At 72.6% G+C, this 21,941-nt stretch carries 17 protein-coding genes and 2 pseudogenes; 12 read left to right on the plus strand and 7 right to left on the minus strand.

Annotated features, from left to right (window positions below; genetic code table 11):
• Window positions 1-73 precede the first annotated feature (73 nt).
• Both MNZ29_RS07185 and MNZ29_RS07190 read left to right on the plus strand, forming a co-directional pair.
• Entirely contained in the window at window positions 74-3,352 is a 3,279-nt protein-coding gene (locus tag MNZ29_RS07185; RefSeq protein WP_242336100.1) for an efflux RND transporter permease subunit, read from the plus strand.
• 97 nt (window positions 3,353-3,449) lie between these two features.
• Complete coding sequence (locus tag MNZ29_RS07190) at window positions 3,450-3,929, plus strand: hypothetical protein (RefSeq protein ID WP_242336103.1); 480 nt, start codon at window positions 3,450-3,452, stop codon at window positions 3,927-3,929.
• A gap of 183 nt (window positions 3,930-4,112) precedes the next feature.
• On the opposite strand, the gene MNZ29_RS07195 is transcribed toward MNZ29_RS07190, so the two are convergent.
• A complete protein-coding gene (locus MNZ29_RS07195) occupies window positions 4,113-4,424 on the minus strand; it encodes a DUF5666 domain-containing protein (RefSeq protein WP_242336106.1) in 312 nt (103 codons plus the stop codon).
• Entirely contained in the window at window positions 4,421-5,050 is a 630-nt protein-coding gene (locus MNZ29_RS07200; RefSeq protein WP_242336109.1) for a c-type cytochrome, read from the minus strand. Before MNZ29_RS07200 ends, MNZ29_RS07195 begins: the two co-directional genes overlap by 4 nt.
• A gap of 429 nt (window positions 5,051-5,479) precedes the next feature.
• On the opposite strand from MNZ29_RS07200, the gene MNZ29_RS07205 reads away from it, so the two are divergent.
• From MNZ29_RS07205 to MNZ29_RS07245, 9 genes and pseudogenes are all read left to right on the plus strand, one after another.
• On the plus strand, window positions 5,480-7,249 hold the full coding sequence (locus MNZ29_RS07205) for a carboxypeptidase-like regulatory domain-containing protein (RefSeq protein ID WP_242354276.1): 1,770 nt from the start codon (window positions 5,480-5,482) through the stop codon (window positions 7,247-7,249).
• Window positions 7,250-7,523: 274 nt separating this feature from the next.
• On the plus strand, window positions 7,524-8,447 hold the full coding sequence (cysD, locus tag MNZ29_RS07210) for a sulfate adenylyltransferase subunit CysD (protein WP_242336115.1): 924 nt from the start codon (window positions 7,524-7,526) through the stop codon (window positions 8,445-8,447).
• Window positions 8,447-9,724, plus strand: a complete 1,278-nt coding sequence (locus MNZ29_RS07215) for a sulfate adenylyltransferase subunit 1 (RefSeq protein WP_242354279.1) — start codon at window positions 8,447-8,449, stop codon at window positions 9,722-9,724. Before cysD ends, MNZ29_RS07215 begins: the two co-directional genes overlap by 1 nt.
• Window positions 9,721-10,401 (plus strand): annotated as a pseudogene (locus tag MNZ29_RS07220) (phosphoadenylyl-sulfate reductase); the annotation flags it as partial. The gene MNZ29_RS07215 and the pseudogene MNZ29_RS07220, both read left to right, overlap by 4 nt.
• Window positions 10,402-10,485: 84 nt before the next feature.
• Window positions 10,486-11,049: pseudogene (gene cysC / locus MNZ29_RS07225) on the plus strand (adenylyl-sulfate kinase); the annotation flags it as partial.
• Window positions 11,046-11,879 carry a sulfate ABC transporter permease subunit CysT gene (gene cysT, locus MNZ29_RS07230; RefSeq protein ID WP_242354298.1) on the plus strand — a complete coding sequence of 278 codons (834 nt, stop codon included), beginning with the start codon at window positions 11,046-11,048 and terminating at the stop codon, window positions 11,877-11,879. The pseudogene cysC and the gene cysT, both read left to right, overlap by 4 nt.
• The gene (gene cysW, locus MNZ29_RS07235; protein ID WP_308197049.1) at window positions 11,876-12,820 is read left to right on the plus strand and encodes a sulfate ABC transporter permease subunit CysW; all 945 of its coding nucleotides are present in this window, start codon (window positions 11,876-11,878) and stop codon (window positions 12,818-12,820) included. Before cysT ends, cysW begins: the two co-directional genes overlap by 4 nt.
• Window positions 12,817-13,902 (plus strand): sulfate/molybdate ABC transporter ATP-binding protein, encoded by a 1,086-nt coding sequence (locus MNZ29_RS07240; RefSeq protein WP_242336124.1) that lies wholly within the window; start codon window positions 12,817-12,819, stop codon window positions 13,900-13,902. Before cysW ends, MNZ29_RS07240 begins: the two co-directional genes overlap by 4 nt.
• A 110-nt stretch (window positions 13,903-14,012) precedes the next feature.
• Window positions 14,013-15,401 (plus strand): cystathionine beta-synthase, encoded by a 1,389-nt coding sequence (locus tag MNZ29_RS07245; RefSeq protein WP_242336127.1) that lies wholly within the window; start codon window positions 14,013-14,015, stop codon window positions 15,399-15,401.
• 62 nt (window positions 15,402-15,463) lie between these two features.
• Here the strand turns inward: MNZ29_RS07245 and MNZ29_RS07250 are convergent, their stop codons facing one another.
• Entirely contained in the window at window positions 15,464-16,378 is a 915-nt protein-coding gene (locus MNZ29_RS07250) for a pirin family protein (RefSeq protein WP_242336133.1), read from the minus strand.
• Between the two features lie 339 nt (window positions 16,379-16,717).
• Here MNZ29_RS07250 and MNZ29_RS07255 point away from each other — a divergent pair, with 339 nt between their 5' ends.
• Window positions 16,718-17,002: a hypothetical protein gene (locus MNZ29_RS07255; RefSeq protein WP_242336136.1), complete on the plus strand. Its 285-nt coding sequence runs from the start codon at window positions 16,718-16,720 to the stop codon at window positions 17,000-17,002.
• A 77-nt stretch (window positions 17,003-17,079) separates the two neighbouring features.
• Here MNZ29_RS07255 and MNZ29_RS07260 read toward each other — a convergent pair whose 3' ends face one another.
• The 4 genes from MNZ29_RS07260 to MNZ29_RS07275 all read right to left on the minus strand — a co-directional run bounded on the left by MNZ29_RS07260 (window position 17,080) and on the right by MNZ29_RS07275 (window position 21,939).
• Window positions 17,080-19,161, minus strand: a complete 2,082-nt coding sequence (locus tag MNZ29_RS07260) for a heavy metal translocating P-type ATPase (RefSeq protein WP_242336139.1) — start codon at window positions 19,159-19,161, stop codon at window positions 17,080-17,082.
• Window positions 19,162-19,163: 2 nt separating this feature from the next.
• Window positions 19,164-19,505 (minus strand): TraR/DksA family transcriptional regulator, encoded by a 342-nt coding sequence (locus tag MNZ29_RS07265; RefSeq protein ID WP_242336142.1) that lies wholly within the window; start codon window positions 19,503-19,505, stop codon window positions 19,164-19,166.
• A 223-nt stretch (window positions 19,506-19,728) separates the two neighbouring features.
• Window positions 19,729-20,913 (minus strand): ABC transporter substrate-binding protein, encoded by a 1,185-nt coding sequence (locus MNZ29_RS07270; protein ID WP_242354309.1) that lies wholly within the window; start codon window positions 20,911-20,913, stop codon window positions 19,729-19,731.
• A gap of 150 nt (window positions 20,914-21,063) precedes the next feature.
• Window positions 21,064-21,939: a glycoside hydrolase family 16 protein gene (locus tag MNZ29_RS07275; RefSeq protein ID WP_242354336.1), complete on the minus strand. Its 876-nt coding sequence runs from the start codon at window positions 21,937-21,939 to the stop codon at window positions 21,064-21,066.
• Window positions 21,940-21,941 lie beyond the last annotated feature (2 nt).

Genomic DNA, 21,941 nt, shown 5'->3' on the forward strand with positions numbered 1-21,941 from the left:
CCCGGCGCCGGCCGCCGCCGAACCCGCGGCGCCCGCCGCGAACCCGCACGCGGGACACGGACGGTAGCGCCCCATGATCAAGCGAATCATCCGCTTCTCGGCGGAGAACCGGTACCTCGTCATCGCCGCCACGATCGTCGCCCTCATGGGCTCGGTCTGGGCGATGCGGAACATCCCGCTCGACGCGCTGCCGGATCTCTCCGACACCCAGGTGATCGTCTACTCGCGCTGGGACCGGAGCCCGGACATCATCGAGGACCAGGTCACCTATCCCATCACCACCGCGCTCCTCGGCGCGCCGAAGGTGAAGGCGATCCGCGGCTTCTCGGACTTCGGGTTCAGCTACGTCTACGTCATCTTCGAGGACGGGACCGACATGTACTGGGCGCGAACGCGCGTCCTCGAGTACCTGTCGAAGATCACCTCCCAGCTCCCGCAGGACGTGAAGGTGGAGCTCGGCCCCGACGCGTCGAGCGTCGGCTGGGTGTACCAGTACGCGCTCGTCGACCGCAGCGGGCAGCACTCGTCGGACGAGCTGCGCTCGTTCCAGGACTGGTTCCTGCGCTACTCCGTCCAGAGCGTCCCCGGCGTCTCCGAGGTCGCGACGGTGGGCGGCCAGGTCCGCCAGTACCAGATCACCGTGAACCCGAACGCCCTCGCCTCGTACAAGCTGCCGCTCGAGGCGGTGATCAACGCGGTCCGCAAGGGCAACAACGACGTGGGGGGGCGCCTCGTCGAGTTCAGCGGCCGCGAGTACATGGTCCGCGGCCGCGGCTACGTGAAGAACATCTCGGACCTCGAGAGCCTCGTCTTGCGCTCGGAGGGCGGCACGCCCGTGCTCGTGAAAGACGTCGCCACGGTCGCGCTCGGGCCCGAGATGCGCCGCGGCGTGGCCGACCTCGACGGCGAGGGCGACGTCGTCGGCGGCATCGTGGTGATGCGCCAGGGCGAGAACGCGCTCAACGTCATCAAGCGCATCGAGAAGAAGCTCGAGGAGGTGAAGCCCTCGCTGCCGAAGGGCGTCGAGGTGGTGACGACCTACGACCGGTCGGAGCTCATCGACCACGCCATCGAGACGGTGAAGGGGAAGCTCGTCGAGGAGATCGTCATCGTCTCGATCATCATCCTCATCTTCCTCTGGCACGTCCCGTCCGCCATCATCCCCATCGTCACCATCCCGGTGTCCGTCGCGCTCGCGTTCATCCCCATGTACGCGATGGGCCTCAACGCGAACCTGATGTCGCTCGCGGGCATCGCCATCTCCATCGGCGTGCTCGTGGACGGCGCCATCGTCGAGGTGGAGAACGCCTACAACAAGATCCACCACTGGGTGAAGGACGGGAAGAAGGGCGACTTCCACCACGTCCGGCTCGAGGCGCTCCTCGAGGTGGGGCCAGGCGTCTTCTTCTCGCTCCTCGTGATCGCGGTCGCGTTCATGCCCGTGTTCACGCTGGTGGACCAGGAGGGCCGGCTCTTCCGCCCGCTCGCCTACTCGAAGAACCTGGCGATGGCGATCGCGGCGTTCCTCGCCATCACGCTCGACCCCGCGATGCGGATGCTGTTCGCGCGCATCGACGAGTTCAGGTTCCGGCCGCGCTGGCTCGCCTGGATCGCGAACCAGGCGCTGGTCGGGAAGTACTACTCGGAGGAGGCGCACCCGATCTCGAAGCTCCTCCACCGGCTCTACGAGCCGCCCTGCCGGTTCGTGCTCCGCCACCCGAAGGCGACCATCGCGGCGAGCATCGCCCTCGTCCTCACCACGATCCCGGTGTACCTGTCGCTCGGCTCCGAGTTCATGCCGCCGCTGCGGGAGGGGACGATCCTCTACATGCCCTCCGCGGTCGAGCCCGGCATGTCCGTCGCGGAGGCCCAGAAGGCGCTGCAGGTCCAGGACAAGATCCTGAAGACGTTCCCCGAGGTGGAGCGCGTGTTCGGCAAGGCCGGCCGCGCCAACACCTCCACCGACCCGGCGCCCTTCACGATGATGGAGACCACCATCATCCTGAAGCCCGAGTCCGAGTGGCGGGAGGCGCCGCGCTGGTACTCCTCCTGGGCGCCCGAGTGGGCGAAGTCCCTGCTCCGGCCGTTCTGGCGCGATCGCATCACGCAGGAGGAGCTCGAGAACGAGATGAACGCGAGGCTCCAGCTCCCCGGCATCTCGAACGCCTGGACGATGCCGATCAAGGGGCGCCTCGACATGCTCTCGACCGGCATCCGCACGCCCGTGGGGATCAAGATCAGCGGCGCGGATCTCGCGACCATCGAGCGCGTGGCGAAGGAGACCGAGGCCATCATCCAGAAGGTCCCCGGCACCCGCAGCGCCTACGCCGAGCGCGTCGCGGGCGGCTACTTCCTCGACTTCGTCCTTAAGCGCGAGCAGCTCGCCCGCTACGGGCTCACCGTCGACGACGCGAACATGATGGTGATGACGGCCGTGGGCGGGGACAACCAGTCCACCACGGTGGAGGGGCGCGAGCGCTACGGCATCAACGTGCGCTACGCCCGCGACTACCGCGAGGACCTGTCGGCGCTGCGACGGGTGCTCCTGCCGCTGCCCGGCGGCCAGGGCCAGATCCCGATGGAGGAGATCGCCGACGTCGTGCTCGCGCAGGGCCCGTCGATGATCCGAGACGAGAACGGGCTCCTCGCCGGCTACGTGTACGTGGACTTCGACACCTCGAAGATCGACGTGGGCTCGTACGTGACGGAGGCGAAGAAGGCGGTGGCGGCGGGGCTGAAGCTCCCGACCGGCTACAGCATGGTCTGGAGCGGCCAGTACGAGAACATGCTGCGCGTGAAGGAGCGCCTGAAGCTCATCATTCCGCTGACGCTCGTGCTCATCTTCGGGCTGCTGTACATGAACACGAAGTCGTCGTTCAAGGCCACGCTCGTCATGGCTGCGGTGCCGTTCTCGGCGGTCGGCGCGGTGTGGCTCCTGTGGGCGCTTGGCTACAACGTCTCGATCGCGGTGTGGGTCGGGCTCATCGCGCTCATGGGGCTCGACGCCGAGACGGGAGTGTTCATGCTCCTCTTCCTCGACCTCTCCCACGACGAGTACAAGGCGAAGGGCCTGCTCCGCACGAGGCGCGACCTCGTCGAGGCCATCGTCCACGGCGCCGTGAAGCGCGTGCGGCCCAAGGCCATGACGGTGTTCGCCGCGATGATCGGCCTCTTGCCGATCATGTGGTCGGTCGGCACCGGCGCGGATCTCATGAAGCGCATCGCCGCGCCCATGATCGGCGGCCTCGTGACCTCGTTCCTGATGGAGCTGCTCGTCTACCCCGCGGTGTACTACCTGTGGAAGAAGAAGGAAGTGAGCGACGAGGACACGATCACGGCGGTCGCCGCCTGAAGAACGCGGCGCCGGGCACGCGTTCCCGGGGCGCGGGACCCGGTCCGTCGCGGGGCGGGCCGGGGGCGGCGGGGTTGCCGGCCAGGGGGACACGGACTTGAGTGCGCTGACATCGCCTGCCGGGAGCCTCGCGATCGCGATCTCGGCCCTGCTCCTCGTCATCGGCTTCCGTCTGGCCGCGCCGGGGCGGTTGCGCGAGTGGCTGGCCGTCGCGGCGTACGCCGGCGCGCTGGCGGCGCAGGCGCTCGGGGCCCTCGGCCTTTTCGGGCCGGCGAGCGTGCCCGCCATGAGCCAGCGCATCGCCGGGGCGGCCTTCCTCGTCGCCGGGATCCTGCTCGCCGGGGGCCCCTCGCGCGCGCGCAGGCGCACCGCGCTGGGCGTGCCCGCGTCGCAGGCTCCGGCTCCGCCGCGGGTGGATCCGGTGTACGCGGGGCTCGCGCTCGTCCTCGTCGGACAGCTCCTGCGCGGCCCCTCTCGCGTCGGGGCCACCGCGGTCGCGGTGGCGTTGCTCGTGGCCGGCTGGGTCGCGCTGTCGCCGCGGGCGGGCGGCCGTGCCCGCGAGGCCAGCGCCCGTTGAACGCGTGAGGGAAGGGACGAGCGGGTTCGTGCGGCGCGCGACGGCGTACGAGCGTGCGGATTCGATCTTCTCGGACACACCGCGGATGCGGTCGGTCCGACGGCTCGCGACTCGTCGCGGGATTCACCGACATCCCGCTGGCGGGATCCCTGGCACGCGAGAGCATGCTCCACCTCCCCGAGGCTACCTCGGAGCCTTCGCGGCCCCGAGCTTCACGGTGTCGGCGCGAAGGCGCTCGCCGACGTGCGTCCCGCGGATCACCGCGCGCTGCCCCACCTGGACGTCCTCGCGCCTGGCCGGCTTCTCGCCCCGGAAGAATCGCGTCTCCGGCGTGACCGTGAACGCGACGGAGTGTCCGTCGGCCGTCTTCACGACGAGCTGCTGGGCGGTGACGCTCTCGACGACCCCCATCGCGCGGCCGCCCTGCTCGTGCGCGGCCGCTGCCGGTGCGGTGAGCAGCGTCGCCAGCAGCGTGAGCGTTCTCGTGCGCTTCATCTGTGCTCCTTCCCGTGCGGGTGGGCCCCGTCCCCGGGCGGACGCGCCGCCGGCTCCTCGCCGCGCAGGAACGCGTCCTCCTCCTGGAGGGCGCGCCACTCTTCGGGTGACCTCGGGTTGAGCGCCTCCATGGACGCCCTTTCCTCGGCGGTGAGCGTCGGGAGGTGGCGGATGAAGTGGACGAGGTGCCAGCTCTCCTCCGCGGTCCCCGGACCGCCCCACGCCGGCATCCCCGTGAGCCGCACGCCGTTCTCGATGATGTAGAAGAGCTCCCCGTCCGTGAGCCTCTGCGTCTCCGCGGCGCGCAGGTCGGGCGCGCGCGGATAGAGGCTCCTTCCGAGCTCGGTCTGGCCGCTGCCGTCGTTCGCGTGACAGGTGGCGCAGTGGTCTGCGAAGTGCGCGAGCCCCGACTCGAGCACGCGCGGGCTCGGCGCGATCGGGTTCGTCGCCTCGCGCGCCTCCCCCGGGATCGCCCAGCCCCGCAACGCGCGGGCGACGCGCGCCTCGAGCGCCGAGGGCCGTGCGCGCGCTGCGATCCCTCCGCGCAGCACGTGCGCGCTGCCGAGCGCCGCCAGGGCGATGATCACGAGCCCGATCCCACCCACGAGCCAGCACGCGCTTCGCATCCGCGGTCCTCCAGCGCCCCCTCGCCTGCTAACGCCCGCCGCGGGCCTCGAGGTCCTCGGCGCCCAGACGCTCCGCGCCACAGTCCTCGGGGCTCATGTCCGGCGGAGGCGCGCGGCGCGCGTCCACGTAGTGGCGCGGCCCCGCCGGCTCGGCGAGTGCACCCTCTTCGAGCGCTCGGGCGCTCGCCGCGCCGCCGGCGGCGAGGGCGAGGACGCGGCGATGCGTGATCCCCTTCTCTCATTGCACGGCGCGCCTCTCATCGTGCGATCCTTTGGCGTTCCAAGCGATTTGGAGCGCGCCGCCGCGGAAGCTCCAGGCCGGCGACACTGGTGCCCGCGGGGTGCGATCGTCTGGAGGCGCGCGCTGCGGCGGCTCGAGCGAGCTGAACCGTTTCGCCACACGCCGTGTTCTCCCTGTCAGGAGATCTCATGCGAAATGACCTCAAAAGTCCGCCCCCCGAATTCCTCCCCGCCGCTCTCGGCGCGGTGCGCCGCGCCTCCCGACCGCTCGCCCTGCTCGCGATCGGGGCGGGACTCCTGCTCGCCGCGTGCGGCGGCGGCGGCGACACCGGCGGGCCGGGCACCTCGGGCGCCACGCTCAGTGGAACCGTCGTGAAGGGGCCGGTGGGTGGCGCCGCGGTGACCGCGTTCGCCGTCGCGAACGGCACCAAGGCGGCGCAGCTCGGCACGGCGGCGACGGATGCGCAGGGACGGTTCACGATGACCCTCGGGTCGCACACGGGTCCCGTCATGATCGAGGCGATCGGCGGGACGTACACGGACGAGGCGACCGGCGCGACGATGACGATGCAGGCGGGGAGCGTCATGACCGCCGTGATGCCCGCCGTCGACGCGGGAGCGGCGGCGGACGTCCAGGTGACGCCGCTCACCTCGATGGCCCAGGCTCGTGCGCAGAGCATGCCGGGCGGGATGACGGCGGCCAACGTCGGGACCGCGAACTCCGAGCTCGGCGGCTACTTCTCGGTCGGCGACCTCCTGCACACGATGCCCATGAATCCGCTCGTACAGGGCTCCGGCGCAGCCGCGACGCAGGAGATGAAGAACTACGGGATGACGATCGCGGCCATGTCGCAGTACGCGGCCATGATCGGCATGACCACCTCGTCCTCGGGCGTCGTCACGGCGATGATGCGCGACGCCTCCGACGGCGTCATGAACGGCATGTCGGGATCGACGGCGGTCTCGATGAGCGGGATGGGCGGCATGATGGGCGGCAGCCTCGCGCCCTCGGCCGGCACGGCCGATCTCGCGGACGCCATGTCACGCTTCGTGAGCTCCGGGATGAACAGGTCGGGCGTGGCGCTGGCGGACATGCAGGCGCTCATGGACAGGCTGCGCCTCTCCGACGGCCAGCTCTCGGGGACCGGCACCGGGACGACGAGCGGCATGCTGACCGGCAGGGCCTTCATGGGCACGATGTCGGGCGGGACGATCGGCGCGTTCGCTGTCCAGAACGGCCAGGTCGGCGCGATGATCGCCAGCGCCGCGCTGGACTCGACGGGGAGCTTCAGCCTGCCGCTCGGCTCGTACACGGGGCCGATGATGTTGCGGGTGAGCGGCGCGTCGTACGCGGACGAGGCGACGGGCTCCAGGATGACGATGCTCCCGCGCGACGTGCTGACGGCGGGGATCCCCGCGGCCGCTGCGGGCATGAGCGACATCCAGGTGACCCCGCTCACCTCCATGGCCGAGCTCCGGGCGCAGGCGATGACGGGGGGCTCGAGCGCCGAGAACATCGCGGCGGCGAACTCGGCCGTCGCCACCTACTTCTCGTGCGGCGACCTCCTGACGACCGCGCCGATGGATCCCTCCGCCGTGGGCTCCGGCTCCTCGGCGGACGCGAACAGCAGGAACTACGGGATGTCCATCGCGGCCATGTCGCAGTACGCCCAGATGATCGGGATGACCACGTCCTCTGGCATCGTCACGGTCATGATGGACGACGCCTCGGATGGCGTGATGAACGGCATGATGGGGACGACGCCCATCTCCATGACCGGGATGGGCGGGATGATGGGCGGCGGCGGCATGATGCAGCCCACGGTCGGTACGTCCGGCCTGGCGACGGCGATGACCACGTTCGTCGGCGACACGTCCGTCAACAGGTCGGGCGTGACGATGGCCGACATGCAGCCGCTCGTCGACCAGCTGGCGCGCTCCAACGGCGTGATCCAGTGACGCCGGCGGCCGACCCGGATCTCTGCGGGATTCCCCAGCTGTACGCCGGCGTCCTCGCGGTGACCGGGTCCCGAGCCGGCGTCCGCTTGACCTGACACCTCTCCGTTATCTAGGATGCCTCCGTTATCACGGACGGGGGGGGGGGGGGCCGGGGGCGCCGCCCCCCGCGGGGACAGGGCCGGGGGGGGGGGGGGGGGGGGGGCCCCCCCCCCCCCCCCCCGCGCCCGCCCCCCCCCCCCCCCCCCCCCCCGCCCCCGTGTGGAAACGGGCAGGCATGGCGGTCGTCCCGACGTACCCCGCGAGCACGCTCTCGCACCTGGACTGGCTGGAGGCGGAGGCGATCCACGTCCTGCGGGAGGTCGCCGGTCAGTGCGCGAGCCCCGCGCTGCTCTTCTCCGGCGGCAAGGACTCGATCTGCCTCCTCCGGCTGGCCGAGAAGGCCTTCCGGCCGGGGCGCTTCCCCTTCCCGCTCCTGCACATCGACACCGGACACAACTACCCGGAGGTCCTCGCGTTCCGCGACCGCCGCGCGGCGGAGCTGCGCGAGCGGCTCGTGGTCCGCTCGGTAGAGGACTCCATCCGCGCGGGCCGCGTCGTGCTGAAGCACCCGCAGGAGTCGCGCAACAAGCACCAGTCGGTGACGCTGCTCGACGCGATCGCCGAGCTCGAGCTGGACGCGTGCATCGGCGGCGCGCGCCGCGACGAGGAGAAGGCGCGCGCGAAGGAGCGCGTGTTCTCGTTCCGCGACGAGTTCGGCGGCTGGGATCCCAAGAACCAGCGCCCCGAGCTCTGGAGCCTCTACAACGCGCGCGTCCACAAGGGCGAGAACGTGCGCGTCTTCCCGATCTCCAACTGGACCGAGCTCGACGTGTGGCAGTACATCGCGCGCGAGCGGCTCGAGATCCCGTCCATCTACTTCGCCCACCGGCGCCCGGTCGTCCGGCGCGGCGGCGCGCTCGTGCCCGTGACGCCGCTCACCCCGGCGCGGCCCGGCGAGGCGGTCGAGGAGGTCTCGGTCCGGTTCCGCACGGTCGGAGACATCACCTGCACCGCGCCGGTCGAGTCCACCGCCGACACGCTCGCGAAGATCGTCGCGGAGACCGCCACCACCACGATCACCGAGCGAGGCGCGACCCGCCTCGACGACCAGACCTCCGACGCCTCGATGGAGCAGCGCAAGAAGGAGGGGTACTTCTGATGCTCGCCGCCGAACGGCTCTCCGCCCCCGCCGCGGACGGCCTCCTCCGCTTCCTCACCTGCGGCAGCGTCGACGACGGCAAGAGCACGCTCATCGGGCGGCTCCTCCTCGACACGCGCTCCATCCTCGCCGACGCGCTGCACGCCATCGAGCGCACCTCGCGCAGGCGCGGCCTCGAGGCGGTGGACCTCTCGCTCCTCACCGACGGCCTCCAGGCCGAGCGCGAGCAGGGCATCACGATCGACGTCGCGCACCGCTACTTCTCCACCGGGACGCGCAAGTACATCATCGCCGACGCCCCCGGGCACGAGCAGTACACGCGGAACATGGTCACCGCCGCCTCCACGGCGGACCTCGCCGTCATCCTCGTCGACGCGCGCAAGGGCGTGCTCACGCAGACGCGCCGCCACTCGTACCTCGCGCACCTCGTGGGGATCCCGCACCTCGTGGTCGCCGTGAACAAGATGGACCTCGTCGGCTACTCGCCCGACGTCTTCGAGCGCATCCGCGCCGACTACCTCGCCTTCGCGGCGAAGCTCGGGATCAGGGACGGCGTGCACTTCGTCCCGATGTCGGCGCTCGCGGGCGACATGGTCGTGGAGCGCGGCGCGAACCTCCCCTGGTATCAGGGGCCGACGCTGCTCGAGCTGCTCGAGGAGGCGCCGCCCGCGCGCGACGCGTCGCAGGGGCGGTTCCGGTTCCCCGTCCAGTGGGTGTGCCGGCCGCAGACGCTCGAGCACCACGACTTCCGCGGGTACACGGGGCGCGTCGAGTCCGGCGAGATCCGCCCCGGCGACGCCGTGCAGGTCCTCCCCTCCGGCCAGACGACGCGCGTGAAGCAGCTCCTCCTTCACGACGCGCCGCTCGCGCGCGCCTTCGCGGGCCAGTCGGTCACGATCCTCCTAGAGGACGCCGTCGACGTCTCGCGCGGCGATCTCCTCGTCCGCGCGGGCGAGGCGCCGGAGCCGACCCGCAAGCTCGACGCGACGCTCTGCTGGCTCTCGGAGCGGCCCGCCCAGGCGGGCCGGAGGGTGCTCCTCCGCCACGGGACGCGCGAGGTGCGCGCCACGCTCGCCGAGCTCGCCTACCGCGTGGACCTCGCGGAGCTCGCCGAGGCGCCCGCCGCCGCGCTCGGCATGAACGACATCGCGCGCGTGTCGCTGCGGCTCGCGCAGCCCGTCGCCGCCGATCGCTACGCGGACAGCCGCGCCACGGGCGCGTTCATCCTGATCGACGAGGCGACGAACGACACCGTGGCGGCGGGGATGATCCTGTGAGCGGCCGCACGCGCGAGGAGCTCGCCCGCTGGGCGCGAGACCTGGAGGGGAAGCACCCGGCGGAGATCCTCGCGGAGGTCACCGCCGCCTTCCCGCGCGGTCGCGTCGGCTTCGCGACCGGCTTCGGTCCAGAGGGGTGCGTGCTCATCGACGTCGCCGCGCGCGCGGGGCTCCCCATCGACGTGTTCACCCTCGACACGGGCGCCCTCTTCCCCGAGACCTACGCACTCTGGAACCGGCTCGAGGCGCGGTACGGGATCGCCATCCGGCGGGTGGCGAGCGCCGCGGCGGACGAGCTCGTGCCCGACGGCGCGCCCCCGCCGTGGGAGGCCGATCCGGATCGCTGCTGCGAGCTCCGCAAGGTGCTGCCGCTCCGCGCCGAGCTCGCCCGCTTCGACGCCTGGGTGACCGCGATCCGCCGCGACCAGACCGCCGACCGCGCGACCGCGGCGATCCTCGAGTGGGACGAGAAGTTCGGGCTCGTGAAGGTGAACCCGCTCGCCGCGTGGTCGAGCGCCGACGTGTGGCGGCACGTGCGCGCGCACGAGGTGCCGACGAGCCCGCTGCACGACCAGGGCTACGCGAGCATCGGCTGCGCGCCCTGCACGACGTCCGTCGGCGCGGGCGAGGACCCGCGCGCCGGCCGCTGGCGCGGCCGGTCGAAGAAGGAGTGCGGGCTGCACGCGAGGCCGGCGGCACGAACGACCGCGACCTCGACCTCGACCTCGACCTCGACCCTTCCCCTCGCACCCGAGCGCCGAGGCTTCATCCTGTGGCTCACCGGTCTCTCCGGCGCGGGCAAGAGCACGCTGTCGCGCGCGCTCCGGTGCTCGCTCGCCTCGGAGCGGCCGGTCGAGATCCTCGACGGCGACGAGGTCCGCGCCTACCTCTCGGCGGGGCTCGGGTTCACGAAGGAGGACCGCGACACGAACGTCCGTCGCATCGGGTTCGTCGCGCGCCTGCTCGCGCGGAACGGGACCGCCGCCGTCACGGCGGCGATCTCGCCCTACGCCGCGACCCGGGACGAGGTGCGGTCGCTCGCCGAGCGCGACGGCGTCCCGTTCGTGGAGGTGTTCGTGTCCGCGCCGGTGGCGGCGCTCGCGGCGCGCGACGTGAAGGGGCTCTACCGCAAGGCCCTCGCCGGCGAGCTCGCGCGCTTCACGGGCGTGTCCGATCCCTACGAGGCGCCCGAGCGGCCCGACGTCGTCGTCCGGACGGACGTCGAGTCGATCGAGGAGTCCGCTGGCCGCATCCTCGAGCACCTCCGCGCGCGCGGGCTCGTCCGCGCGGCGGCCCCGCCCGCCGCCGCGGAGCGCGCCTCGTGAGCGCCGACGCCCGCCGCGGTGTGCTGCCCGGGTTCGGGCTCTCGACGGGGTTCACCGTGCTGTACCTGTGCCTCGTGGTGCTCGTGCCGCTGTCGGCCGTCGCGCTCCGCTCGAGCAGCCTCGGGTGGCAGGAGGCCTGGAAGGTCGTCGCGTCGCCGCGCGCGCTCGCCTCCTACCGGCTCAGCTTCGGCGCGTCGCTCCTCGCGGCCGCCGCGAACGTGGTCTTCGGGGGGCTCGTGGCGTGGGTGCTCGCGCGCTACCGCTTCCCCGGTCGCGCCTTCGTGGACGCGCTGGTGGACCTGCCGTTCGCGCTCCCGACCGCGGTGAGCGGCATCGCGCTCACCGCCGTGTACGGTCCCACCGGCTTCATCGGGCGGCACCTCGAGGCGGCCGGCGTCCGGGTCGCCTTCTCGCCCCTCGGCGTGACCCTCGCGCTCACCTTCATCGGCCTGCCGTTCGTGATCCGGACCTTGCAGCCGGTCCTCGAGGACCTCGATCCCGAGGTGGAGGAGGCCGCGGCGGTGCTCGGCGCGTCGCGCTGGGAGACGTTCCGCCACGTCCTCTTGCCCGCGCTCGTCCCCGCCGCCACCACCGGGTTCGCGCTCGCGTTCGCCCGGGGGCTCGGCGAGTACGGCTCGATCGTCTTCATCTCCGGGAACATGCCGATGCGGACCGAGATCGCGCCGCTCCTCGTCATGACGCGCCTCGAGCAGTTCGACTACGCCGGCGCGGCCGCGCTCGCGACGGTGCTGCTCCTCGCGTCGTTCGTCCTGCTCCTCACGATCAACCGGCTCCAGGCCTGGACGCGGACGCGCGCGGGGGCGGCGTGACGTCCCCCGCCCTCGCGGTCCCGGCGCCCGATCGCGAGGCCCCGCCGCGCCCGGCGCCCTCCCGGCCCGCCGCGGTCCCCGCGCCGCCGCGCCGGCGACCCCGGCGCGCCACGGAGGACCCGGCGCTCGTCCGCTGGGCCCTCGTCGCCATCGCGCTCCTCTTCGTCGGCGCGTTCGTGCTCGTGCCTGCCGCGACGGTGATCGCCGAGGCGCTCCGCGGCGGCGTCGCGCTCTGGTGGAAGGCGCTCGCCGACCCCGAGGCGCTCGCGGCGGTGAGGCTCACGCTGCTCGTCGCGGCGATCGCGGTGCCCCTCAACGCGCTCTTCGGGCTCGCCGCCGCCTGGTCCGTGACCCGCTTCCGCTACGCGGGGAAGAGCGTCCTCGTCTCGCTCGTCGATCTGCCGTTCGGCGTCTCGCCGGTCGTCTCGGGCATGGCCACCGTGCTCCTGTTCGGCGCGCACGGCTGGCTCGGCCCGTGGCTCCTCGCGCACGGCGTCAAGGTCGTGTTCGCCGTCCCGGGCATCGTCCTCGCGACCGTGTTCGTCACGTTTCCGTTCGTGGCGCGCGAGCTCATCCCGTTCATGGAGGCCCAGGGCGTGGAGGAGGAGGAGGCCGCGCTCGTGCTGGGCGCGAGCGGCTGGCAGATCCTCACCCGCGTCACCCTGCCGAACGTGAGGTGGAGCCTGCTCTACGGCGTCATCCTCTGCAACGCGCGGGCGATGGGCGAGTTCGGCGCCGTCTCCGTCGTCTCGGGGCACATCCGCGGCCTCACGAACACGGTCCCGCTCCAGGTCGAGATCCTGTACGGCGAGTACGCGTTCCAGGCGGCGTTCGCGGTGGCGTCCCTGCTCTTCCTGCTCGCCCTCGTGACGCTCGTCGCGAAGAAGGCGCTCGAGTGGCACCACCGCCCCCGTCCGTCCGCCGTCCGGAGCGCCCCATGAGCATCGTCGTCCGCGAAGTCGAGAAGGCCTTCGACGCCACCCCCGTCCTGCGCGGCGTCTCCCTCGAGATCCCCGACGGCGAGCTCGTCGCGCTGCTCGGCCCGTCCGGCTGCGGGAAGACGACCCTGCTCCGGATCATCGCGGGGCTCGAGTCCGCCGACGCGGGCGAGGTGCGGCACGACGGCGAGGACGTCTCCGCGCGGAGCGCGCGGGAGCGGAACGTGGGCGTGGTGTTCCAGCACTACGCGCTCTTCCGGCACATGACCGTGGAGGAGAACGTCGCGTTCGCGCTGCGCGTGCGGAGGCGCCCGAGGGCGCAGGTGGCCGCGCGCGTCGCCGAGCTGCTCCGCCTCGTCCAGCTCGAGGGCCTCAAGGGACGTTATCCGCAGCAGCTCTCGGGCGGGCAGCGCCAGCGCGTCGCGCTCGCGCGTGCCCTCGCGACCGAGCCGCGGATCCTGCTCCTCGACGAGCCCTTCGGCGCGCTCGACGCCCGCGTGCGCCAGGAGCTGCGCCGCTGGCTGCGGCGCCTCCACGACGAGCTCCACGTCACGAGCGTCTTCGTCACGCACGACCAGGAGGAGGCGTTCGAGGTGGCCGACCGCGTGGTGCTCATGAACGCGGGGCGCGTGGAGCAGGTCGGGACGCCGGCGCAGGTGTTCGAGGAGCCCGCGAGCGCCTTCGTGATGCGCTTCCTCGGCGCGGTGAACGCCTTCAAGGGCTGGGTCGAGGGCGACCGCGCGTTCGTGAGCGGCCTCGACCTCGAGCTCGTTGCGCCCGCGTCCGCGGCGCACCGCGCGCGCGCACACGTCTTCGTCCGTCCGCACGAGCTCGACGTCCACCGCGCCCCCGTCCCCGGCTCGTTCGCGGCGAACGTGGACCGCGTGCTGCCGCTCGGCGCCGCCGTCCGGATCGAGCTGTCGGCGCCAGGGTTCGGCGGGATGGTGGAGGCGGAGCTCGACGTCCGCCGGAGCGAGGCGCTCGCGCTCGCTCCCGGAGACGCGGTGCACCTCTCCCCGCGCCGGGTGCGCGTGTTCCCCTCGCGCGAGGACGAGCTCGACAGCCTCACGGCGAGCGGCCTGTGACGCGCTCCCTCCGCCAGGGCGCTCGACGCGCCGGCCCGTGAGACGGGCGCGGTCGTGGGGTATACCGACGCGAGGACCGGCAGACCCCACCGCCCCCGAAGGAGCCCGAGATGCCCGCGCCCACCGCCCCCTCCCCCGCAGACGGCGCGCTCGCCCTCGTCGGCGGCACGCCGATGGTCCGGGTGCGCCAGCTCGACACCGGGCCGTGCGAGCTCTACCTCAAGCTCGAGAGCGCCAACCCGGGCGGATCGATCAAGGACCGCATCGGCGTCTCGATGATCGCCGCCGCCGAGCGAGACGGGAAGCTTCACGCCGGGCAGCGGCACCTCGTGGAGGCGACGGCGGGCAACACGGGCCTCGGGCTCGCGCTCGTCGCCTCGCAGCGCGGGTACCGCCTCACCCTCGTCATCCCCGACAAGATGAGCCGGGAGAAGATCCTGCACCTCAAGGCGCTCGGCGCCGAGATCGTGATGACCCGCTCCGACGTCGAGAAGGGTCACCCGGAGTACTACCAGGACCTGGCCGAGCGGATCGCGCGGGAGGAGGGCGCGTTCTACGTGAACCAGTTCGGGAACCCGGCCAACCCGCTCGCGCACGAGACCACCACGGGCCCCGAGATCGCGGAGCAGCTCGGCGGCAAGCTCGACGCGATGGTCTGCGGCGTCGGCTCGGGCGGCACCCTCACCGGGCTCTCGCGCCACTTCGCGCGGGCGATGCCCGCCTGCGAGATGGTGCTCGCCGACCCGGAGGGCTCCGTCCTCGCGGGGTTCGTGGAGACCGGCACGGTGGGCAAGGCGGGGTCGTGGCTCGTCGAGGGCATCGGCGAGGACTTCGTGCCGCCCATCGCGGATCTCTCGCGCGTGCGCCGGGCGTACCGGATCCCGGATCGGGAGAGCCTCGAGACCGCCCGCGACCTGCTGCGGAAGGAGGGCCTCCTCGGCGGCTCCTCCACGGGCACCCTCGTCGCGGCCGCGCTCCGGTACTGCCGCGAGCAGGACCGCCCGCGGCGGGTCTGCACGCTCGTCTGCGACTCGGGGAACAAGTACCTGTCGAAGATGTTCGACGACCTCTGGATGCTCGACCAGGGGCTGTCCGCCCGGCCGCTCGTGGGGGACCTGACGGATCTCGTGACGCGCCGCTTCGCGGACCGCGCGGTGGTGACGGTCGGCCCCGGAGACCCGCTCCTCGTCGCGCTGAACCGCATGAAGGCGAACGACGTGTCGCAGCTCCCGGTCGTCGACGGCCGCCGCATCGTCGGGATCGTGGACGAGTCGGACCTGCTGTCCGCCGCCCTCGAGGACGAGCGGCGCCTCGCGCAGCCGGTGCGAGACGTCATGGCCACGCGGCTCGAGACGGTGTCGCCCTCGACGCCGCTCCGCGAGCTGCTCCCGATGTTCGCCGCGGGGCTCGTCCCCATCGTGATGGACGGCGACGCGTTCGTGGGGCTCGTGACCCGGATGGACGTGCTCGGGCACCTCCGGCGCGCCGTGAAGGGGTGAGGCAGCCCTGTCACGCGCGACGGCGGCGCTCTCCGGGCGCGAGCGGCGGGCGCCCCATGGCCTCAGCGCCTGCCGGCCTTGATGAACGTGCCCGCCTCGAGCTCCTCGAACGCGGTTCGCAGCTCCTCCTGCGTATTCATCACGATCGGCCCGTACCAGGCGACGGGCTCGCCGATCGGCTTCCCCGAGACGAGCAGGAACCGCACCGGCTGCGCCTCGGTCGTGACGGCCACCGCATCTCCGTCGCCGAAGAGCACGAGGTGCCCGTCGTCGATGAGGGCGTCGCGCTTCAAGTCGAAGTAGCCCGCCCCCTCGGCCTCGTAGGAGTAGGGATCCCGCTGCGGGCCGAACATGGCCTCGCCGCCGAAGACGTACGCGAAGACCGTGTGTCCACGCGGCGTCTCGCGGGAGAAGGTGACGCCCGGCGGCACGGTGACGTCGAGGTACTCGGGCTGCGTCACCACGTCGGTCACCGGCCCGGTGATCCGGTTCACGGCGCCGGCGATCACCTTGATCGTGGCGCCGCTCCCGTCCTTCACCTCGGGGATCTGCGCCGCCGAGATGCCCCGGTAGCGTGGGGCCATCATCTTGTCCGCGGCCGGCAGGTTCGCCCACAGCTGGAAGCCGTACATCGCGCCCGAAGGATCCCCCTTCGGCATCTCCTGGTGGATGATCCCGCTTCCGGCGGTCATCCACTGCACGTCCCCCGGGGAGATCACGCCGCGGTTGCCGAGGCTGTCGCCGTGCTCCACCTCGCCGCGCAGGACGTAGGTGATGGTCTCCATGCCCCGGTGCGGGTGCCAGGGAAAGCCTTTCCGGTAGTGCTCCGGCTCGTCCGAGCGGAAGTCGTCGAGCAGCAGGAAGGGGTCGTAGAGCTCCGGGGGACCGAAGCCGATGGCGCGGCGGAGGTGGACGCCGGCCCCCTCGACCGTGGCCCGGCTCTTCACGACCTTGCGGATGCGTCGCTCCTCGGCCACGGGCGGCCTCCCTCTCCGGCGCGCGTTCGACGCCCGCGCCCCAGCGCGTGAGATGTCTCCGCGGGCCGGGGCTGTCAACCGAGCCGCGAGGCTGGCCACGAGGAGGAAGCCCGGGCCCATCCCGTCGCTCGCACGGCCGTCACCGCAGAGTGGAGGTGACGCGCCCTTCGCCGTGACCGAGCCGGTGACAGCGTGACCGCTCCGGCCCCGCCGCGGCCGTCGTCCGTCGCCACGATCCCCGCGATTGGCGGGCGGGCGGAGCGCGGCGGGTGCGCGCTCGAGCTGGCACGGGGGTCGCAGTCTCGATCGCTCGAACCCGTTCTCAAGGAGAAGCCGCACATGCTCGCCCGCCTCATCCCTTTCGGCCTCGCAGCACTCATGACGGCGTCGGTCGCCGCCGCGTCGGACCTGCCGCCTCACGCGGGCTCGCACGACGACGTCACCTACGGCGACATCTCTCGCTCCTCCTTCGACGTCGCCCTCGCCCGGCCCGACGGCGCGACCGGGGTCGGCTCCCCGTACGACGACACGCGCTACGCGGCCCCGGAGGAGAGGACGTCCGCGGTCGCGGCACGCGAGCGGCGCCCCCACGACCGCGCCGCGTGCACGTGCTGCAAGGCGTGATCGCCTGACGCGGGCTTCGCTCGGGTGGAGCCCGCCATGGGATCCATCCGAGCGAAGCCGTGAGGCTGCGGCGGGGGTCACAGCCGAGCGCGCCGCAGGAGCTGGGCGTTCACGGCGACGACCACGGTGCTGACGGACATGAGCACCGCGCCGATGGCCGGCGGGAGGAGGATGCCCCACGGCGCGAGGACGCCCGCGGCGAGCGGGATCGCGACGACGTTGTAGCCGGCGGCCCACCAGAGGTTCTGGATCATCTTGCGGTACGTCGCCCGGCTGAGCGCGACGATCCGCGGCACGTCGCGCGGGTCGCTCCGGACGAGCACGACGTCGCCGGCCTCGACCGCCACGTCCGTCCCGGCCCCGACGGCGATGCCGACGTCCGCGGTCACCAGGGCCGGCGCGTCGTTGACCCCATCCCCGACCATCGCGACGCGCTTGCCGCTCCGCTGCAGCGCCTCGATGACCTCGGACTTGCGATCAGGGAGCACCTCCGCGTGGACGGCGTCGATCCCGAGCTCTCCGGCCACCGCGGTCGCCACCGCGCGCGAGTCGCCGGTGAGCATCGCGACCTCGAGCCCCATCTCGTGGAGGCGGCGGACCGCGGCCGGGGACTCGGGCCGCACCGCGTCCGCGACCGCGAACGCCGCGAACGCCCTCCCCTCCTCGACCAGGAACACCACGGACTGGCCGCGCTCCGCGGCCTCGCGCGAGAACGCGTCGAGCTCGGCGGGGGGCGCGACGCCGAGCCGCCGGAGCAGGTTCGGCCCGCCGACGTGCCGCTCGCGCCCGTCCACCCGCGCGCGCACGCCGTGGCCCGGGATGGCCGCGAACGCCTGCGCCTCGGGGACGGCGAGGCCGCGCTCGCGCGCCGTGCGCACCACGGCCTGCGCGACCGGGTGCTCCGAGTCGCGCTCCACGGCGGCGGCCACGCGCAGCGCCTCGTCCTCGCCCATCCCGGCGGTGGACCGCACGCCGACCACGCGGTGCTCGCCGAGGGTGAGCGTCCCCGTCTTGTCGAAGACGATCGTGGTGAGGCGCCTCGCCTCCTCCAGGCCCCGCCGATCGCGCACGAGCAGGCCCGAGCGCGCGCCGAGGGTGGTCGAGATGGCGATGACGAGCGGGATGGCGAGCCCGAGGGCGTGCGGGCAGGCGATGACGAGGACCGTCACCACCCGCTCGACCACGAACGCGCCGGGCGCGCCGGCGAGCCGCCACGCCAGCGTGGTGAGGAGCGCCGCCGCGATGGCGGCGATCGTGAGCAGGAAGGCGGCGCGGTCCGCCAGCGCCTGCGCGCGCGAGCGCGAGGTCTGCGCGTGCTCCACCAGCCGCATGATCCCGGCGAGCGCGGTCCGCTCCCCCGTGCCGGTCACCTGCGCGCGCAGGGATCCGGCGCCGTTCACCGTACCGGCGATGACGCCGTCGCCAGGCCGCTTCTTCACCGGGCGGGACTCGCCGGTGATCATCGACTCGTCGACGGCGCTCTCGCCGGACTGGACGCGCCCGTCGGCGGGCACGCGCGCGCCGGGCCGGACGAGCACGAGGTCGCCGTCACGCAGCGCGGCGAGAGGGACCACCTCCTCGCGCCCGTCCACGACGCGCACCGCCGCCGAGGGGAGGAGCTTCGCGAGCTCCTTCAGCGCGCCCTGGGCCTGGGTGATGGACCGCATCTCGATCCAGTGGCCGAGCAGCATCACCGTGACGAGGGTGGCGAGCTCCTCCCACAACGGCATCCCGGGGTAGCCGAGCGTCACCGCGGCGCTGAAGACGAACGCGACGCCGATCGCGAGCGCGATGAGCGTCATCATGCCCGGGAGGCGGTCCTTCACCTCGCGGACGGCGCCCTGGAGGAACGGCAGGCCTCCGTAGACGAACACGACCGCCCCGAGGAGCGGCGGGATCCACGTCGACCCGGGGAACGCGGGGGCGTGCCAGCCGGTCACCGAGGTGAGCATGTGGCCCCACAGGACGGTGGGGATCGTGAGGGCGAGCGCGATCCAGAAGCGGCTGCGGAACATCGCCACGCTGTGGCCGGCGTGGCGGTCGTGCCCGCCGTGCGCGTGCTCCGCCGCGGCACGCTCGGGCGCGACTGGCCCGTGGGTCGCGGGCGCGTGCGCGCCGTGCCCGTGGCCCGCGTGAGCGCGCTGCTCCTCGCGCGCCACCTTCAGTCCTCGTCGACGTCGGCGCGCGCCCAGGGCACCGAGCGAAGCCGCTCGAACGGGATGGGCGCGCCGCTCCGCTCGCTCACGCCGTACGTCCCCGCGTCGAGCTTCGCGAGGGCTCGCTCGACCTCGGCGAGGAGCGCGCGCTCGCGCTCGACGACCCTCTGCTGGTGCTCTCCCTCCGTCGAGCGCTGCGCCACCTCCTCGAGCTCGGTGCGCTCGTCGTCCGACGGCGCGGCGCCCGCGGGCGCCGCCAGCACGCGGGCGATCCTCTCGCGCTCGACCTCGAGCGCGCGGCGTAGGGTCTCGAGCTGCGCCTTCGTGAGCACGGACGTGGAGCTCACCACGGTCCCCTCCTCTCGCCTCCGCAGATCGCGCGGGCCGCTCACTCAGATGTTTGCGCGCCGCCGCGCTGTCAACGCGCCGCGCGGTCCGCCTCGGCCGGGACGCACGGCACGAGCGCTCGCCCGTCGGGCGGCCCCGGCCGTCCACACGACGCGCACCCAAAGGAAAGGCCCCCGGCGAACCGGGGGCCTCTCGGTGCTGCCACGCTGGACGTCCGCCGCGTTACGGCTCGACGGTCGCCACGTACTTCGGCGCGTTCTTCTGGATGCCGATGATGACCGCCGACTTCACCGGGTTGTGGTCGGCGTCGAGGCGGATGGTGCCGGTGACGCCCTGCAGCGACGTGGTCTTCTCGATGGCGTCGCGGATCGCGGTCGGCGTGAGGTCCGAGGCGCGCTTCATCGCGTCGATGGCGAGGAGCGCCGCGTCGTAGCCGAGCGCGCCGAACGCGTCGGGCTTCGCGTGGTACGCGGCCTCGTACTTCTTCGCGAACTCCTGCACCACCGGCGACGGGTTCTCGACCGAGTAGTGGTTCGTGAAGAAGCTGCCGTCGAGCGCGCCCTGCGCGATCTCGTAGAGCTTCGCCGAGTCCCAGCCGTCGCCGCCCGCGAGCGCGACCTTCACGCCGAGCTCGCGGCTCTGGCGACCGATGAGCGCCACGTCGGTGTAGTAGCCGGGCACGTACACGATCTCGGGCTTCGCGAACTTCACCTTGGTGAGCTGCGCCTTGAAGTCCTGGTCGCCGGCCTTGTAGCTCACGTCGAGCACGATCTCGCCGCCGAGCTCCTTGAAGGTCTTCGCGAAGTAGTCGGCGAGGCCCATCGAGTAGTCGTTGCCCACGTCGCGCATGATCGCGGCGCGCTTCACCTTCAGGGTCTCGCGCGCGTACTTCGCCATCACGGTGCCCTGGAACGGGTCGATGAAGCAGACGCGGAACATGTACGCGCGCGTCTTGTCGCCGTCCTTCGTGACCTTGGGGTTCGTGGAGGCCGGCGAGATGGCCGGGATCTTGTTCGCCTCGGCGATGGGCGCGAGGGCGAGGGTGCTCGTCGAGCCGAGCTCGCCGATGAGCAGCGTCGCCTTCTTCTCGTTGATGGCGCGGGTGGAGGCGATGGCGGCCTCCTCGGGCTTGCCCTGCGTGTCGTAGATCTGGAGCGAGAGCTTGCGGCCCTTCACGCCGCCGGCGGCGTTCGCCTCCTCGACCGCGAGCTTCACGCCGTTGTTGGCGCCCTCGCCGAACGTGGCGATGTCGCCGGAGAGCGGCATGACGTTCCCGATGACGATCGGGGCCGCCTCCGCCTGCGCGGCCGGGGCCGCCGCCTGCTGCTGCTGCTTCCCCTCGTCCTTCTTCGAGCACGCCACGCCGGCGACGAGCGTCGCGAGCGCCACAGCGCCCAGCTTCCGCATTGGTGATTCCTCCTTGTGCCGCGTCGCGCATGCGCCAGCGGGCGCAGGGCGCGGCCCGTCACGTGCATATCACGCCGGCCGGGAAAAGGGACTCGAGCGGGCCCCGCGAGGCGTGACTCATCGCGGCATCCTGGCGCCGAGCCCGGGCGCTCACGACTTCTGCCAGACGCGGACCCAGTCGACGTCCATCCTGGTGGTGCTGGTCACGCGCGAGCCGTAGCCGCCCGCCGGCACGTACCCGGCCCAGCTCGCGTCCGCGACCTCGCAGGTGAGCTGCAGGTACTCGCTCCGGTGCGAGAGCGCCGCGGCGGTCGTCCAGGCCGGCAGCCCGTCGACGTAGAACGTGTAGCCCGTCTCCGTCCACATCACCCCGAAGACGTGCCACTCCCCCTGGATCGGCGCGTTGCCGGGGAGCGACACGACCTTCTGGACGTTCTGCCGCGAGGACGCGGTGCGATCCCAGTTGAGGTTCATCGCCGACATGTCCTTCAGCGCCGTCCAGCCGTGGTCGTCCGTCGCGCGGTGCTCGACGACGTCGATCTCCACGCCCGCCTTGCCCGGGTCGCCCATCGGATCGCCGTTCGTCGGCGAGTCGATCCAGAACGCGCACCACTCTCCCGGCGAGTCGTTGAAGCGGATGCGAGCCTCGAAGTACCCGTACGTCATCTCGACCGTGCCCTGCGTGGAGAGGAAGCCGGTGTGGTGCTTGCCGGACGCGTCGGTGTAGGTCGTGAGCGTGAGGAGGCCGTCGTGCACCTGGGCGGCGTCGGGCGTGGCGATGGCGTCGAGGCGCGGGGCGGAGAGCGCGCTCCAGGCCGACCCGAGCGCGCTGCCCTCGAACTCGTCCTGCCAGACGAGCCTGTAGCCGGGCGGCGGCAGCGCGTCGGGGTTCGTGTTCGCCGGGACCTCCGTCGGAGGCGCCGTCGGCTGCTGGCGCGGCGGCTCGGGCGGCGGCGTGAGCCCGCACGCCGCCGCGAGCATCGCCAGGGCCACCGGGATCGCACTCTCCAGCCTCGATCGCTTCACGA

Source organism: Anaeromyxobacter sp. SG64, assembly GCF_022690745.1.
Lineage (GTDB): Bacteria > Myxococcota > Myxococcia > Myxococcales > Anaeromyxobacteraceae > Anaeromyxobacter > Anaeromyxobacter soli.